Source organism: Tamlana crocina, from assembly GCA_040429635.1.
Taxonomy (GTDB): domain Bacteria; phylum Bacteroidota; class Bacteroidia; order Flavobacteriales; family Flavobacteriaceae; genus Flavisericum; species Flavisericum crocinum.
Map to the genome: position 1 here is coordinate 3,735,398 of CP158972.1, position 17,574 is coordinate 3,752,971.

General features: G+C 41.0%; 12 protein-coding genes and 4 pseudogenes. 12 read left to right on the top strand and 4 right to left on the bottom strand.

Annotation, left to right across the window (positions count from 1 at the left end; translation table 11 throughout):
- Positions 1-134: 134 nt before the first annotated feature.
- The 7 genes from glmS to ABI125_16270 all read left to right on the top strand — a co-directional run bounded on the left by glmS (position 135) and on the right by ABI125_16270 (position 8,615).
- The gene (glmS, locus tag ABI125_16240; protein XCF06254.1) at positions 135-1,988 is read left to right on the top strand and encodes a glutamine--fructose-6-phosphate transaminase (isomerizing); all 1,854 of its coding nucleotides are present in this window, start codon (positions 135-137) and stop codon (positions 1,986-1,988) included.
- 210 nt (positions 1,989-2,198) lie between these two features.
- Complete coding sequence (locus tag ABI125_16245; GenBank protein XCF06255.1) at positions 2,199-2,918, top strand: carboxypeptidase-like regulatory domain-containing protein; 720 nt, start codon at positions 2,199-2,201, stop codon at positions 2,916-2,918.
- Complete coding sequence (locus tag ABI125_16250; protein ID XCF06256.1) at positions 2,870-4,417, top strand: TonB-dependent receptor; 1,548 nt, start codon at positions 2,870-2,872, stop codon at positions 4,415-4,417. Before ABI125_16245 ends, ABI125_16250 begins: the two co-directional genes overlap by 49 nt.
- On the top strand, positions 4,317-5,042 hold the full coding sequence (locus ABI125_16255) for a TonB-dependent receptor (GenBank protein ID XCF06257.1): 726 nt from the start codon (positions 4,317-4,319) through the stop codon (positions 5,040-5,042). Before ABI125_16250 ends, ABI125_16255 begins: the two co-directional genes overlap by 101 nt.
- 20 nt (positions 5,043-5,062) lie before the next feature.
- Positions 5,063-6,586 (top strand): G-D-S-L family lipolytic protein, encoded by a 1,524-nt coding sequence (locus ABI125_16260; GenBank protein ID XCF06258.1) that lies wholly within the window; start codon positions 5,063-5,065, stop codon positions 6,584-6,586.
- Positions 6,587-6,753: 167 nt separating this feature from the next.
- The gene (gene atpD / locus ABI125_16265) at positions 6,754-8,262 is read left to right on the top strand and encodes a F0F1 ATP synthase subunit beta (protein XCF06259.1); all 1,509 of its coding nucleotides are present in this window, start codon (positions 6,754-6,756) and stop codon (positions 8,260-8,262) included.
- Positions 8,263-8,336: 74 nt separating this feature from the next.
- Positions 8,337-8,615, top strand: a complete 279-nt coding sequence (locus ABI125_16270) for a F0F1 ATP synthase subunit epsilon (GenBank protein XCF06260.1) — start codon at positions 8,337-8,339, stop codon at positions 8,613-8,615.
- A gap of 72 nt (positions 8,616-8,687) precedes the next feature.
- On the opposite strand, the pseudogene umuD reads toward ABI125_16270, so the two are convergent.
- The 4 genes and pseudogenes from umuD to ABI125_16290 form a co-directional block, all read right to left on the bottom strand.
- Positions 8,688-9,125: pseudogene (gene umuD, locus ABI125_16275) on the bottom strand (translesion error-prone DNA polymerase V autoproteolytic subunit).
- Positions 9,122-10,378 (bottom strand): Y-family DNA polymerase, encoded by a 1,257-nt coding sequence (locus tag ABI125_16280; GenBank protein XCF06261.1) that lies wholly within the window; start codon positions 10,376-10,378, stop codon positions 9,122-9,124. Before ABI125_16280 ends, umuD begins: the two are co-directional and overlap by 4 nt.
- 131 nt (positions 10,379-10,509) lie before the next feature.
- Positions 10,510-12,323: pseudogene (locus tag ABI125_16285) on the bottom strand (sodium:solute symporter family protein).
- Between the two features lie 66 nt (positions 12,324-12,389).
- Entirely contained in the window at positions 12,390-12,836 is a 447-nt protein-coding gene (locus ABI125_16290; protein XCF06262.1) for a DUF3157 family protein, read from the bottom strand.
- 54 nt (positions 12,837-12,890) lie between these two features.
- Between ABI125_16290 and ABI125_16295 the strand changes: the two genes are divergently transcribed.
- From ABI125_16295 to ABI125_16315, 5 genes and pseudogenes are all read left to right on the top strand, one after another.
- Positions 12,891-14,087 (top strand): pyridoxal phosphate-dependent aminotransferase family protein, encoded by a 1,197-nt coding sequence (locus ABI125_16295; protein ID XCF06263.1) that lies wholly within the window; start codon positions 12,891-12,893, stop codon positions 14,085-14,087.
- 6 nt (positions 14,088-14,093) lie between these two features.
- Entirely contained in the window at positions 14,094-14,507 is a 414-nt protein-coding gene (locus ABI125_16300; protein ID XCF06264.1) for a DUF2007 domain-containing protein, read from the top strand.
- A 79-nt stretch (positions 14,508-14,586) separates the two neighbouring features.
- A pseudogene (gene bioD, locus ABI125_16305) lies at positions 14,587-15,199 on the top strand (dethiobiotin synthase).
- Positions 15,200-15,267: 68 nt separating this feature from the next.
- Entirely contained in the window at positions 15,268-16,533 is a 1,266-nt protein-coding gene (bioA, locus tag ABI125_16310) for an adenosylmethionine--8-amino-7-oxononanoate transaminase (GenBank protein ID XCF06265.1), read from the top strand.
- 92 nt (positions 16,534-16,625) lie between these two features.
- Positions 16,626-17,573 (top strand): annotated as a pseudogene (locus ABI125_16315) (beta-ketoacyl synthase N-terminal-like domain-containing protein).
- The last annotated feature ends 1 nt before the right edge of the window (position 17,574 follow it).

A 17,574-nucleotide genomic window follows, 5' to 3' on the forward strand; every position in this document is an offset into this window, starting at 1 on the left:
AAGTCTTTCTTCGGAATGCAAAAGTGAATTTTGTCGTATAAAACGGCAAATTCACATAATAAATAACTGTTATAAGTTTTTATTTAACATATTTGTTTTGAATTTATTAACCCCAAAACTAAAACAAAAAAACTATGTGTGGAATTGTAGGATACTTAGGCACAAGGGACGCTTACCCAATCATTATTGAGGGCCTTAAAAGACTGGAATACAGAGGATACGACAGTGCTGGAATTGCACTTTTTGACGGTACAGACTTAAAAGTTTCAAAAACCAAAGGTAAAGTTGCCGATTTAGAAAAAAAATCTGAAGCTGAAATAACTACCCACGGTTGTGTGGGCATTGGCCATACACGATGGGCTACACATGGTGTACCTAACGATGTGAATTCACACCCCCACGTTTCAAACTCTGGAGAGTTGGTGATTATCCACAACGGTATTATTGAAAATTACGATTCGCTAAAACAAGAGTTAACGTCTCGCGGCTACACCTTTAAATCAGATACCGATACCGAAGTTTTAATCAATCTCATTGAATACGTAAAAAAAACAGAAGGGGTTAAACTTGGTAAAGCCGTTCAAATCGCCTTAAACCAAGTGATTGGCGCTTATGCCATCGCGGTATTCGACAAAAACAAACCCGAAGAAGTGGTTGTTGCCAAGCTCGGTAGCCCACTAGCTATTGGTATTGGCAAAGACGAAGATGAATTTTTCATCGCCAGTGACGCATCACCTTTCATTGAATACACTAAAAACGCGGTGTATTTGGAAGACGAAGAAATGGCTGTTATCCGTTTCCATAAAGGCATAAAAGTTAGAAAAATAAAGGACGATTCTTTAGTTGACACCTATGTTCAAGAACTACAAATCAATTTAGAGCAAATTGAAAAAGGCGGTTACGAACATTTTATGCTTAAAGAAATCCATGAACAGCCCAAAGCTATTCAGGATACTTACCGTGGACGATTGTTGCGAAATGAGGCTATTATTAAAATGGCAGGCATCGAGGACAACATGAAAAAATTCCTTAATGCCAATCGTATTATTATAGTGGCCTGTGGTACCTCTTGGCACGCCGGTTTGGTAGCCGAATATATTTTTGAAGATTTAGCCAGAATACCGGTTGAAGTAGAATATGCTTCTGAATTTAGATATAGAAACCCTGTAATTACCGAAAACGATGTGCTTATAGCCATTTCCCAATCGGGAGAAACAGCCGACACCTTGGCTGCGATCAAATTGGCCAAATCTAAAGGGGCGTTTGTATTTGGCGTTTGTAACGTTGTGGGATCATCTATCGCTCGTGAGTCGCATGCAGGTGCATACACCCACGCCGGACCAGAAATTGGGGTGGCTTCAACCAAAGCATTCACTACCCAAATTACAGTGTTAACTTTAATCGCCTTAAGACTTTCAAGAGCAAAAGGTACTATTAGCAGTTCCGATTTCCGTCAGCATTTATTGGAATTGGAAATGATTCCTGGAAAAGTAGAACAAGCTTTGAAGTCGGACGATTTAATAAAAAACATAGCCAATATTTATAAAGATGCCAAAAACATGCTTTATTTAGGTCGTGGATTTAATTTCCCTGTAGCTTTGGAAGGCGCGTTAAAACTAAAAGAAATTTCGTATATACATGCTGAAGGTTACCCTGCAGCCGAAATGAAACACGGGCCCATCGCCTTAATTGACGAAAACATGCCCGTTATTGTAATCGCTACCAAAAAAGGGCATTACGAAAAAGTAGTAAGCAATATCCAGGAAATAAAATCCAGAAAAGGTAAAATTATTGGTATTGTAACCGAAGGTGATGTGCAGGTAAGACAATTGGCAGACCACGTTATTGAAGTGCCAGAAAGTCTTGAATCACTTTCTCCGCTTTTAACAACCATTCCGTTACAATTACTATCATACCATATTGCTGTGATGCTGGGTAAAAATGTTGACCAACCCCGAAATTTAGCAAAATCGGTAACTGTGGAATAATTTTCCAAATACAAAAAAGTAGCTAAGGCGCAGTTTAATTAAACTGCGCCTTTTTCATTTTAAGCACTTCTATTTAATCAAATTAATAAAAATCATAGCTGATTTTTGTTAAAAATATATTATGCATGCATAATTTTTTATATTTTTAAAAGCACAAAAATATTATTATCTTTATTTTTATACGAAAATCCTTAACCTAAATTACACTAAATGAAAACAATTCTCCCCTTTTTATTGTTCCTTTTTGGCGGCTTTTTATACTCACAAACAACCTTTTCGGGTTCTGTGGTAGACGATAGCGGCCAGCCTATTCCCGGTGCCAATGTTATTGTTGTTGGAACTACCACCGGAACGGTTACCGATTTTGATGGCAACTTTACTTTAACCTATAGCCAGGCCCCACCCTTCAAAGTACAGGCCAGTAGCGTAGGTTTTGAAACAGATACTAAAGAAGTTACTGCCAACAATCAAAACTTAACCTTTACCCTTAAAGAAGGTACCTCCCTAGATGAAGTGGTTATTTCGGCTTCACGAACACCTGAACGTATTTTTGAATCGCCCGTTACGGTTGAAAGATTCGGACTAAAAGCATTAAAAACTACGGCTTCTCCAGACTTTTATGGCGGGCTAGAAAATTTAAAAGGGGTTGACATCAACACCAACAGTCTAACCTTTAAATCAATTAACACCCGCGGCTTTGCCGCCTTCGGGAACAACCGTTTTATGCAATTGGTTGATGGTATGGATAACTCGGCACCAGCCCTGAACTTTCCGTTAGGAAACTTAGTGGGGATGATTGACACCGACGTACAAAACATAGAACTGCTTCCGGGTGCAGCTTCGGCATATACGGGGCAAATGCCTTTAACGGTATTTTATTCATGCAAAGTAAAAACCCTTTCGATTTTCCGGGAATCAGCGTTTCCATAAAGCGAGGTGTTACCTCCCAAGAGGCAGCAGGCACCAATCCGTACACCGATGTAGGCATGCGTGCCGCATATAAATTCAGTGACAAGTTTGCTGCTAAAGTGAATTTTGGATATTTAAGAGGAACCGATTGGATGGCCAATGATTTGGACGATAAAAATTTAGCGGGAGGCACCAGAGAGACAAACATAAACTACAACGGTGTAAATGTTTATGGTGATGATTTTTCCATCAACATACACGATGTGGCTTTAAGGTTGGTCGAGCTGGGAAGAGCACCAGCTGGATCCGAAAACCTAGTTCCCTCGGTAGATGTAAGTAGAACGGGGTACGAAGAACAATATATGACCGATTATAAAGCCGAAAGTGTAAAAGCTGATTGGGGACTTTATTACCGCCCATGGGCCAACGATTTCGAAATTCAATATGTGGGGAAAGTTGGCCGAGGATCTACCATTTACCAAGGTGCTCAACGTTATATGATTGACAACTTTTCCATGCAGCAGCACAAATTGGAAGTTAGAAATGATAATTTCTTCCTACGTGGCTACATCACTTCTGATAAAGCTGGAGACTCTTATGTACTGGACGTAGCAGGCCCTAATTTATTAGCCAAATGGAAACCCCACGATGTTTGGTTTGGTGAATACACAGGCGCTTACATTCAATCGACTTTGGGCGGTGCCACTAACGAAGAGGCTCATGCCATTGCCCGCCAAACCGCCGAAACGGGACGCTTTATTCCAGGTACTCCCGAATATCAAAATGCGTTTGATGCCGTTATAAGCGACACCAACTTTTTAACGGGTTCAAAATTTCAGGATAATTCCAAAATTTACCATTCGGATGCCAACTATAACTTCAGCCACTTAATCGATTGGGCCGAAATACAGGTAGGCGGTTCGTACAGAAGATACAAGTTAAACTCCTTCGGAACCATATATACCGACGCTCAAGGTCCCATTAACTATTCGGAAGTTGGCGTTTATACCCAAATTCAAAAAACAGTTATGGAACGCTTAAAGTTAACAGGCTCGATTCGCTACGATAAATCGGAACTGTTCGACGGATTCTTTTCGCCGCGTTTATCGGCAGGCTATACTTTAGGCGAAGACGAAAACCATAACGTTAGGGCTTCGGTCCAAACTGGTTTTAGAAATCCAAACACCCAAGATTTGTACATCGGGTTAGTTACCGGATTGGGCGTATTGATTGGTGGCGCCAATGATAATGGCGACCGTTTTGTACGGCCATATGAGGTGAGTCAATTTGCCCAAAACAATTTGGGGCAACCATCTTCCATTTCTCAATCGGGTACTGCGGCCTACAATAACTCTCTATCCTCGACCGTGGCAGCAGGTTTGGCAACACACAACCCATCTAGCAACGGAAGTGAATATATTGGAAACTCAAGCTGTAAAACCGGAGCAAGTAACCTCTTTCGAAGTGGGTTACCGCGGAAAATTAAAAAATGTTACCATCGATTTAAGTGCGTATTATAACACTTATCAAGATTTTATAGCGAACGAAACCGTGGCCGCTCCATACTACGGTAATGTTGCAAACTTCGATTTAACAGGTTACGACCCTGCCAACCCGGCTTCAGTGGCGGGTTTAAACCAAGATACTCAGTTCATTCTTGCCGCCCTCCAAAACGATGATTTTGTAAGATACCAAACCTACACCAATTCAAGCACTGAAGTAAACTCATACGGTGGTGCCGTTGCAGTAAACACAAAAGTATTTGGCAATTTCGATCTTGGTGCTAACTATACCTACGCTAATTTCGATTTCGATAAAAAGGCCAACCCTAATTTCCGCCCCAGCTTCAACACACCTGAACACAAGGTAAAAGCTTCCTTTGGAAATACAGAACTATTTAAAAACTTCGGATTTAACCTAGCTTGGAGATGGAGCGATAACTACTTGTGGCAATCGTCTTTTGGGGACGGCGAGATTGACTCCTATCACGTAGTTGACGCCCAATTGAATTATACAGTGCCCAGCATCAAATCTTCTTTTAAAATTGGTGCTTCAAACTTGTTGAACAATGAATACGCCACGGCTTTCGGTACCGGAAACATCGGATCGATTTACTACTTGTCTTGGACCATCAACAACCTGTAAAAATTAAAACATTGCAAAACATGAAAACGTTAAAATATATATTCCTTTCTACTTTATTTATTGCTTTTTATTCCTGTGAGGACGATGACAGCAATACCGTTATGGAAGAACCGCTTCCGGAACTCACCGCCGGATCGGCAGATTTCTCAACTTACGTAGCCGTAGGAAACTCTTTAACTGCAGGGTTTACAGACAATGCCCTTTTTAAGGCTGCACAAGAAAACGCTACTCCTAATATACTGTCACAAAAATTTGCTTTAGCAGGTGGAGGTGATTTTTCATTACCGCTAATGGAAGATAATTTTGGTGGCATTGCCTTTGGCGGTAACAGATTACCCGGTTTTAACCCGAGACTGGTTTTTGGTGGTGCCGGCCCCGTTCCGTTAGAAAGTGTAGTTGGACCAGTAACGGTGACCACCGATCTCACTTCAAACCCAACTGGTCCTTTCAATAATATGGGCGTGCCAGGCGCAAAAAGTTTCCATTTGTTATTTGATGGCTACGGAAATCCTGCTGGCTTACAAACTACACCAGCCACTGCAAACCCTTATTTTGTAAGAATGGCTTCGGCTCCCAATGCCACTATTCTGGGAGATGCCATGGCCCAATCGCCAACCTTCTTCACCCTTTGGATTGGCAATAACGATGTACTGGGTTATGCAACTTCTGGTGGAGATGGTTCAAACCCCATCACTCCCGTAGATGGTCCTCCAGGCGTTGGATTCAGCCAAACTTACGGGGCGCTGGTAACCACATTAATCTCGCAAGGCGCGCAAGGTGTTGTGGCAAACATACCTTATGTAACCGATATCCCGCATTTTACAACCGTCCCACACAACCCCATTCCGCTAGATGCATCAACGGCCACCGCCGTGAATCAAGCTTACGCCGAATATAACGGTGGTATCCAAGCGGCACTAGCTGCTCTTGCAGGCACCGGTTTATTTACCGAAGAAGAAGCCAATTTAAGAATGATTAATTTTTCAGCGGGTGCGGGCAACGCTGTTGTTATTGAAGATGAAAGCTTAACCGATCTTGGTGCTATTAACCCTGCCTTTGCGGCGCTTCCAAAAATCCGTCAAGCTACGGCCGATGATTTATTGGTGCTTACCGCATCATCGTTTATTGGTACGGAAGCCGTTCCCGGAAACTCTTTAACCGTTAATGGTGTTGCTGTTCCTTTGGCCGACAAATGGGTATTGATTCCTAGCGAGCAAGCTGAAATCAAAACAGCCATCGATGCTTTTAATGCCACCATTAAAGCCACAGCAACACAAGCAGGTTTGGCCTTTGTTGATGCCAATGCCTTGCTTAACCAATTAGCAAACGGAGGCATTTCCAGTAATAGTTTCACTTTAAATTCCAGTTTGGTGTTTGGCGCGTTTTCTTTAGATGGTATTCACCCCACTGCGAGAGGCAATGCTTTAATAGCCAACGAATTTATGAAAGCTATTGATGCCACTTACTCCTCTAACTTTGAGGCTTCGGGCAACTTGGTAGACATTGGTAACTACCCTACCAACTACTCGCCAACATTGCAATAAATAAAAGCAGATAAACATTTATATAATACCCTCGAAATGAGGGTGTTTTTTTATTCCAAAAAACCTAGAAAAACAACTTTTATTTTAAATTAAAAGGTATATCTTTGCAGCCGAAAACCAAAACAGTTTTCACACAATTAAATCGCATAATATTAAACAAATAAGTAATGTCTAAAGTTACAGGTAAAGTTGCACAAATAGTAGGTCCGGTTATCGATGTTGAATTCGGTGCGGGTTCTGAACTTCCAAAAATTTACGATTCATTAGAAATTAAAAGACCTGATGGCTCTATTTTAGTATTAGAAGTACAATCCCATATTGGAGAAGATACCGTTCGAACTATCGCAATGGATTCGTCTGATGGTTTAAGCAGAGGCGCAGAAGTTATTGCTACTGGAGCCCCAATACAAATGCCTATCGGCGATGCTGTTTACGGACGTTTATTTAATGTGATTGGTGATGCTATTGACGGATTAGGTGATTTACCAAAAGCTGGTGAAGCTGGTTTGCCTATCCACCGTCAAGCTCCTGCGTTTGATGAATTATCAACTTCTACTGAAGTTTTATTTACCGGTATTAAAGTAATCGACTTGATTGAGCCTTACGCAAAAGGTGGTAAAATTGGATTATTTGGTGGTGCTGGTGTAGGTAAAACAGTATTGATCCAGGAGTTGATCAACAATATTGCTAAAGGTCACGGTGGTTTATCGGTTTTTGCCGGTGTAGGTGAAAGAACTCGTGAAGGAAATGACCTTTTAAGAGAGATGTTGGAATCTGGAATTATCCGTTACGGTGAAGATTTTATGCACTCTATGGAAGAAGGCGGATGGGATTTATCGAAAGTAGATAAATCTAAAATGAAAGAATCGAAAGCGACTTTCGTATTCGGACAGATGAACGAACCTCCTGGAGCACGTGCTCGTGTGGCGCTTTCTGGATTGACTATTGCTGAGTATTTCCGTGATGGTGCTGGCGACGGACAAGGAAAAGATGTACTTTTCTTCGTTGATAACATCTTCCGTTTTACACAAGCAGGTTCAGAGGTATCTGCACTTTTAGGTCGTATGCCTTCTGCGGTAGGTTACCAACCAACTTTGGCAACAGAAATGGGTGCGATGCAAGAGCGTATTACTTCAACTAAAAAAGGATCGATTACATCTGTACAAGCGGTTTACGTACCTGCGGATGATTTAACGGATCCAGCGCCTGCAACAACCTTTGCCCACTTAGATGCCACAACAGTATTATCTCGTAAAATTGCCGAGCTTGGTATTTACCCTGCAGTAGACCCATTGGATTCTACTTCTCGTATCTTGACTAAAGAAATTTTAGGAAAAGAGCACTACGATTGCGCACAACGTGTAAAAGAGTTATTGCAACGTTATAAAGAACTACAAGATATTATCGCCATCCTTGGTATGGAAGAATTATCAGAAGAAGATAAATTAGCCGTAGGTCGTGCACGTCGTGTACAACGTTTCTTGTCTCAACCATTCCACGTAGCTGAGCAGTTTACAGGTATTCCAGGAGTATTGGTTGATATTAAAGAAACCATTAAAGGCTTTAACATGATTATGGACGGTGAATTAGATCACCTTCCAGAAGCAGCTTTCAACCTTAAAGGTACTATCGAGGAAGCTATTGAAGCTGGCGAAAAAATGTTAGCTGAGGCGTAAAATTAGTTGACAGTTTTCAGTCGCAGTTTTTCGGTGACTACAAACTAAAGACCACAAACTAAAGACTAAGAAATATGTATTTAGAAATCGTATCACCAGAAGCTACACTATTTAGCGGCGAAGTAGACGCCGTAGCCGTACCAGGTGTAAATGGTGAGTTTCAAATGTTGAACAACCACGCAGCTATTGTTTCTTCTTTAAAGGAAGGCTTTATTAAAATTTCTGGAGCAGTGACCTTAAACGCCGATGTTGAGGACAACTTTTCAAAAGGAGAGAACAATACAACCCTATTGAAAATCAATTCCGGAACTGTTGAAATGAAAGACAACAAAGTGATTGTTTTAGCAGACTAAATTTCATTACACAACATAAATAAAAACGCGAAACTTAGGTTTCGCGTTTTTTTATGCCGTTAAGCCGTATTTTCAAACCTTTTTTATCACATTGGTTACAATGCCCCAAATTAAAAAATTATTGTCTTCCGTAATTTTAATGATAGGATAATCAGGATTTTCGGGCTGCAACCACACCTCGCCTCCCGAAACACGCAAACGCTTTACTGTAATTCGCCATCCAAAAAGCAAACGGCTATTTTATTGTTTGAAGGCTCCAAACTTCTATCAATTACCAAAAGATCGTTATCCTCTAGCCCTGCCCCAATCATCGATTGGCCACTTACACGGGCATAAAAGGTCGCTTCTTTATTTTTAACCAACTCTTCGTCCAAAGACAAACGCTGCTCTTTAAAATCTTCAGCCGGCGAAGGAAACCCTGCCGAAATTCCAGCATCAAAAAAATGCCGCAGCACCATCAATGGTTTGCGGGGTAAAAAACGTTAAACTTCCAGATCTGTGTGCTATCATCTTACTAAAATAATATCGTTAATGTTTGTGGTGTACCGCGGCGACAATCGCTCTTGGCGCATTTTCCATGTACGCTTTAAGTCTTGGTTGCCCAATTTTATTTTATGGCTTTTGTATTTTGAGTTTAAAAAATCAATAGACTGCATTAAGGGTTGGTGCTTGGGGTTTTCCTTATCGAATAACTGTAACTGATGGTTATTGGTCGGCACCAAACCCGTAACGATTACACCCGCCCGTTTGTACTTAATGCCTTCCTTAAAAATAGCTGTTACGGCATCAACCGCACACTGGCTTATAATCAAAGAAGAACTGGTTGGGTAAGATAAGCTAATACTTTTACTTGTTCGATGTTGTGGCAAATCTTTTTTATGCCTATCGCTGCTCAACATCACAATAATCATGTGGCAACTGGAACCTTGCTGCCTCAATTTTTCGGCGCAAGCGGTGGCAAAGGTAGAAATGCGCTCTTTTATATTATCGATATCCGAATATGTATATTCAAAACTTCTGGTGGTGGCTATGGCCCGTTTGTTTTGGGGCTCGTCCAAAATTATTTTCGAATTGCCTTCTAGATCTTTTTTCAATTTCCACTCGGTTATTGAAAAGGTTTTCCGAACCCATTCATCTGGCAATTGCGTAAAATCGTAAGCCGTTTTACAACCTTTAGCCTGAAGCCTTTTGCTCAATCTTCGGCCAATGCCCCAAACATCTTCAATCTTAATCCACTTTAGAGCTTTAATACGCTTTTCTTCAGAATCTATCACATAAATGCCTTTGGTTTGCTTCGGAAATTTACGCGCTATCCTATTGGCCACTTTGCTCAAAGCTTTGGTTGGTGCGATACCTACACAGGTTGGAATACCCGTCCATTTTAAAATCCGACTCCTGATTTGGGTGGCATACTCGTTAAAATTGTAATTATGGAATCCTTTAAATTGAAGAAAAGCCTCATCGATGCTATACACTTCAACATCGGGCGTAAACTGTTCCAAGATTTTCATTACCCTGCTACTCATATCGCCGTACAACGGATAATTGGAAGAAAACACCTGAATGTTGTTGGCCTTGCAAAAGCCTTCCCATTTAAAAATAGGCGCCCCCATGGGCAACCCCAATGCTTTGGCTTCATCGCTTCGCGAAATAACACAGCCATCGTTATTGCTTAAAATAGCAACGGGCTTCCCCTGCAAATTCGGGTTGAACACCCGCTCGCATGAGGCATAAAAGTTATTACAATCTACTAAAGCAAACATATGTAAATTTACGTCTTTTCGATTAGTTTAACGTTAAAAAAAATGGGGTATGTGTTAAAAATCAATCCTTCTTTTTAAAAGGATTGATTTTCAATTTACTTAACAAAACCAGACAAGGATTCTGCAGCAAATTACAGAACTGTACTTTTTACTTCTTTCCAGACTTTAATCAATAATACCGCAGAAATTAGAGCTGTACCGGTAAATATTACAGCAAGATTAAACTCACCATAAATCCAATATCCTGTAGCGAACAAGCAACTATAAATAAGCGCACACCCAAAGAGCATAGCTAGAATGCCCGAAGGCACACTCCAGCCTTCTTTAGTTGTTACTATGGTAATGTTTTCAGTTGCAGCTTCATCAACCACTTTTTTCCATCCTGGCCCACCAGGCTGTATTTTATTATAAAACAACTGTAGCACGTCCTTACTTTCCGGTTGGGTTAAAAAGGTAACGACCAACCACAAAATGGTTGTTACCAATACTATTGATGGAAATTTGGCCCAAGTTGGAAACACACTACTCTCTTCTCCAAAAAAGTATGTTCCCAAGGTTGTAAAATTCAATAAGATTGAAATAATACCCGATGAAAACATAGCTGCTATTTCGCTCCACGCATTGATGCGCCACCAAAACCAGCGTAATATAAAAATGAGTCCTGTTCCAGCTCCAAACATCAAAATAATATCGAACAACTGTAATGCATTCTGAAGTACCAACGCCAGCAATGCACTGCAAACCATTAAAATTACTGTTGAAATTTTACCTACAGCAACCTTCTGTTTTTCGGTAGCATTTTTATTAATCTGCTGAATATAAAAATCGTTAACAATATATGAAGACCCCCAATTTAAATGTGTAGAAATGGTTGACATGTAAGTGCTGCCAACGATGCCAAAACCACCCCCAATAAACCTGCTGGTAATTTGGTAAGCATAGCAGAATAGGCCAAATCATGCCCCAATTTACTTTCAGTAACATTTGGAAATGCTTGTTGGATACTGGCCACATCGGGATACACCACTAATGAAGCCAAAGCCACAATAATCCATGGCCAAGGACGTAAGGCGTAGTGCATAATATTAAAAAAGAAAGTAGCCCCAATAGCATGATTTTCGTCTTTTGCGGCAAGCATTCGCTGGGCAATATACCCACCACCGCCGGGCTCTGCTCCAGGATACCATGCACTCCACCATTGCACTGCCAAAGGGATAATCAACAAAACAATAAGCGAATTTGTATCGTTAAAATCTGGGAGCAACGAGAGTTTATCAGTTACTTGATTATTTTCAATTAAGGCAGCCATACCACCCACCTCCGGAAGATTAACCAAGTAATATGCCGCACCAACTGAGCCTGTCATCGCCACAAAAAAGAGTAAAAAATCGGTATACACCACACCTTTAAAACCTCCTATGGCACTAAAAACAACCGTTACCAAACCAGCTATAATAACAGTTTGCCAAGGTTCCAACCCCAACATAATACCTCCTATTTTAATAGCTGCTAGAGTTACGGCCGACATCGCCAAAACATTGAACACCACTCCCAAATACACTGCACGGAAACCGCGCAAAAAACGGGCTGGTTTTCCGCCATAGCGCAACTCATAAAACTCGATATCGGTACTCACTTCCGATTTACGCCATAACTTGGCATAAACAAAAACCGTAAGCAAACCGGTAAGCAAAAAAGCCCACCATACCCAGTTTCCGGAAACTCCGTTGGTTCTTACTATATCAGTAACAAGGTTTGGCGTATCGGTAGAAAATGTGGTGGCCACCATAGAGAGTCCCAAAAGCCACCAAGGCATGGAGCGTCCTGACAGAAAATATTCGGATGAATTTTCTCCCGATTTTTTTGACACCCAAAATCCAATAAATAATGTAATTGAAAAAAACAGAACTATTAGTACATAGTCTATTGTATGCAGCTGCACCATAACGTTATTTGTTTGCTTTTGTGAATTGTAAATCTATTAGAATCATAATGAAAATGGTTTCTAACTTTAAAATAGCTTCCCGTTTTCAATAATAACAAAGCCATTGCGCTTGTAAGTTACTTTGGTACCGTTGGCGCAAAACGTATATTTTCCGTTCGATTTACGTTCGGATGCCCACAACAAAATCACCTCATCAACGGTACAATTGTAATCTTTGGCCACTTTCTTTTTTACATCATCAATAGTGGCTCGGCCTTTTTTTAGTTGATTTTGAACCTTACCATTCAATTTTGGTTCTTCAAAATCTGCCGGCACATTACAGCCATCCTCTTCGAGCCCAGCCTCAACAAGTACTTCTTCAGCCTGTTTCGGAGCCTCCAAATCAATATATTCCCAAGTGTAATCAGCTTTCAACAATACACGCCTACCGTCTTCGGTTTTTACAATGTAATTGTTTTGGGCAAAACCCGCGTACGATAGAATGGAAAGTAAAAGAACGGCGTATATTTTCATGGTATATCTGTTTTGAATAGAACCAAAAGTACAAATTTTGCATACATTTGCTCTATGGAATTTCCTAAAAAACTTGTGCAAAAATTAGAAAATCGCAAAGAAAACAACGCTTTTCGAGAATTGGGAACGCCGTCTGGTTTAGTGGATTTTTCATCAAACGATTATTTGGGGTTTTCAAAAAACGAAACGATTTTCAATAATGCCCACCAGTTTTTAATTAAAAACCACATAAAACAAAACGGAGCCACGGGGTCGCGCTTGCTTTCCGGAAACCACCAACTTTACGATGTGGTTGAAAGCCTACTTTACCAATTCCACAACAGCGCATCGGCTTTGATTTTCAATTCAGGCTACGACGCCAATATTGGCTTTTTTTCAAGCGTACCGCAACGTGGCGATGTTATTATATATGATGTACTAATCCATGCTTCCATTCGCGATGGCATATCGATGAGCAACGCCAAAGGTTACAAGTTTAAACATAATGATTTGGAGGATTTGGAAAAACTAATTCTTCGTCATTCTGAACCTTCTCACCTTGAGCGGAGTCAAAAGGTTGTTTCAGAATCGCACCATAACATTTACATCGTTACCGAATCGGTATTCTCCATGGATGGCGACACCCCAAACCTCGTTGGGCTTTCAGAATTATGCAAAAAGCACAACGCTTACTTGGTGGTTGACGAGGCCCATGCCATTGGCGTTTTTGGTAAAAACGGCACTGGATTAATACAACAGTTACAACTTGAACACGATATTTTCGCTCGCATCGTCACTTTTGGAAAAGCCATGGGCTGCCACGGCGCCGCCATTTTGGGCAGCAATAGTCTAAAAGCATTTTTGGTGAATTTTTCGCGCTCCTTTATTTATACCACAGCCTTGCCCCCACATAGTTTAGCGACCATTCAATCGGCTTACAACGAATTATCCAAAACCGAAAGTATAAATAAGCTACAAGATAATATTGCGTTTTTTAAATCTGAAATGGTTAAAAACAACCTTAACAACAGCTTTATCGAAAGTCATTCTGCCATACATTGTTGCATCATTCCGGGAAACGAAACGGTGAAACACATCGCCCAACAAATCCAAAAAAGCGGTTTTGATGTAAAGCCTATTTTATCACCTACCGTACCCAAGGGGCAGGAACGGTTGCGGTTTTGTTTACACAGTTACAATTCTAAAAAGGAAATTTCGGAAGTTTTACAGCGACTTTCTATTTTTGTGGTTCAGCATGACGCAACACATTAAGCATCAATGAGCGATACATTTAAAACCATAGCCCGATTTCAATACTCCACCGAAGCCCAAATTGTAAAAGGCCGGCTGGAGGCCGAAGGCATTCAGGTGTTTATGCAGGATAATTTCACCATCGACACCGACCCACTGGTGAGCAACGCCATTGGCGGCGTTAAACTTAAAGTGTTATCGCGACAAGCCTTGGAAGCCCAACATATTTTGGCGTCCATTAAAAAATATTCGGTTGACGATGATGGCAACACCATACAATGCCCTAATTGTAACAGCGAAAACATTGAGCTCTTTTCAACCATAAAAGATGCCAAGTCCTTTTTTGCTTTTATTTTTGGTGTATTATTTTCATCGTTGCCTTTTTACACCAGGCACAAGTACAAATGCGAAAATTGTAACACGGAATTCGATTTAAAATGATTTTTACCACTAATTCACGAATCATTTTCCAATAACTACAAAATAGATTCGTGCATTCGTAGCCTCTTAAAAAAATTCAATGAAAAATAAAACATACTTTATAACAGGAATATCAACCGAGGTGGGCAAAACCGTAGCTTCGGCCATCGTTACCGAAGCCTTGGAAGCCGATTATTGGAAACCCATACAGGCTGGCGATTTAGACCATAGCGACACCCATAAAGTGGAGCGTTTGGTTTCCAATAAAAAATCACAATTTCACCCCAATACCTATGCCCTTAACACGCCTATGAGTCCGCATCGCAGCCGAAATTGATGGCATTACCATAGACTTAAAAAATATAAATGCGCCTAAAACCAAAAATCATTTGGTCATAGAAGGCGCAGGTGGCTTACTGGTTCCATTGAACGACAAAGAAACCATTTTAAATATTATCCAACCCGATTTTAAAGTCATCGTGGTATCGCGCCACTATTTGGGCAGCATCAACCATACGCTTTTAACGGTCAATTTATTAAAGGAAAAAGGCTTTGATGTGTCCATTATTTTCAGTGGAAACGAACACAAAACCACCGAATCCATCATCGAAAAAATGACCAATATTCCTATTATCGGAAGGATTGAAGAAGAACCCTATTTTGACCAAAATGTGATAAAGGAATATGCGGAACGATTTAGGGAGAAGCTGTAGCTGTCGGGAAGGAATCCACAAAAAAGATTAACAATTAAAAGATTCCTGCCTTCGCAGAAATAAAAAATATGAATTTACAAGAACGCGACAAAAAACACCTCTGGCATCCGTTAACGCAACACAAATTGCACCCTGAAGCTTTGGCTATTACTAAGGCTAAAGGTTGCACATTGACCGACGAAAACGGCAATAAATATATCGATGCCATCGCCTCATGGTACACCTGTATGTACGGGCACTGCAATGAATACATTACCCATCGGGTGTCCGAACAAATGCAGCAATTGGACCAAGTGGTTTTTAGCGGATTCACCCACAAACCTGCTATAGAACTCAGCGAAGCCCTCATAAACATTCTGCCCAAAAACCAAAACAAAATTTTTTTTAGCGATAACGGCTCCACGTCTGTAGAAATTGGCATTAAAATGGCTCTGCAATATCATTTTAACAACGGCAATAAAAAGAATACTTTAATCGCTTTTGAAGACGGTTTCCACGGCGACACCTTTGGTGCTATGAGCGTTTCGGGACTTTCTGTATACAACGGGCCTTTTGAGGACTTCTTTTTAAAAGTGGAACGCATTCCCGTGCCCAATGGAAAAAATCACGATGACATATTAAACACTTTACGAAATTTGGCATCAACACACCAAGTGGCCGGTTTTGTTTACGAACCCTTGGTACAAGGTGCCGCAGCCATGAAAATGCACAATACCGAAGGACTGAACCAAATTTTAAATTTCTGCACAGACCATAACATCATTACCGTTGCCGACGAAGTGATGACAGGCTTCGGCAAAACCGGGAAACATTTCGCTTCGCTGTACATGGAAACGCCACCCGATGTGATGTGTTTAAGCAAAGCACTAACTGGCGGATTGCTGCCCATGGCACTTACCACATGCTCACAAAAAATCTATGATGCTTTTTATAGCGACAATATTGCCAAAGGGCTGTTCCATGGGCATACCTACTCGGCCAACCCTTTGGCATGTACCGCAGCCTTGGCAAGTATTGAATTATTGCAAACCGAAAACATTCAAGGTAGAATAAAAGAAATTACGGCATCACACGAAAACTTTGGAAACCGAATAAAAAATCACCCCAAAGTGAAATCCATCCGGCAAACCGGAATCATTTTCGCCCTCGATTTAGATGTAGAAATGCAACGCTACGGTAACCTCCGCGATAAACTCTTTAAGTTTTTTATGGACAACGGCGTGTTTTTACGCCCCTTGGGCAATACCATTTACATACAAGCCCCTTATGTGATTACCAACCATGAATTGGAAAAAGTGTACCGAGTTATCGAAGAATCTTTATCAATAGTGTAAATTTGCAGGCTAAAATATAAACAGGATTCGCTCACCAAATTTTTGAGATTCCGAATCAGTCCAGAAAACCGTCTGGACAGCATGACAAAACTATGCAAAAACCAATCTCCATAACGGCCATTTCATCCATTTCTCCATTAGGAAAATCTTCTGCGGAAGCTTGGAAAAGTTACAAAAACGAAAACCATTACTTGACTAAAAAATCGGTATTAGGCAAAGACGTTGTTGTGGCCGAAATTCCAAAGGAAGCCAAAGCGGACATTGAAATATTGAGAGAATCGGATTCCAAATACAAATCGTTGGACGACACCGTCCTTTTTGCCATGTACGCCTCACGAGAAGCGGTAAAACAGGCGAACTGGAAACCCTCGGATAATTTTGGAATCAATATCGGTTCGTCTCGCGGTGCCACAGCCCTTTTTGAAAACTATCACGAGTCTTTTTTAAAAAATAACAAAGCCGAAACTTTAAGTTCGCCCACCACAACTTTGGGCAATATTTCGTCGTGGGTAGGTCACGATTTGCAAACCGAAGGCCCCGAAATTAGCCATTCCATCACTTGTTCCACAGCATTGCACAGCTTACTTAATGGCATTGCATGGATTAATTCGGGCATGTGCAATAAATTTTTGGTGGGCGGCAGTGAAGCGCCGCTAACTCCATTTACCATTGCGCAGATGCAGGCTCTGAAAATTTATTCTAAATATGATTTGTCAGGTCGAGCGAAGTCGAGACCTTTCGACTCCGCTCAAGGTAACATTAACCTCTACCCCTGCCGGGCATTAGACTTCAACAAAACCAAAAACACCATGGTTTTGGGCGAAGGCGCTTCCATGGCTTGTTTGGAAGAAGGTGAACAAAGCAACGCCTTGGCATTAATTACGGGCTATGGCTATGCCACCGAAATTTTAAAACACAATATTTCCATTTCGAGCGACGCAAAATGTTTTCAGAAATCGATGAAAATGGCATTGGGCGATAAAAACCCCGAAGACATTGATGTAGTAGTGATGCACGCCCCGGGTACCATTAAAGGCGACA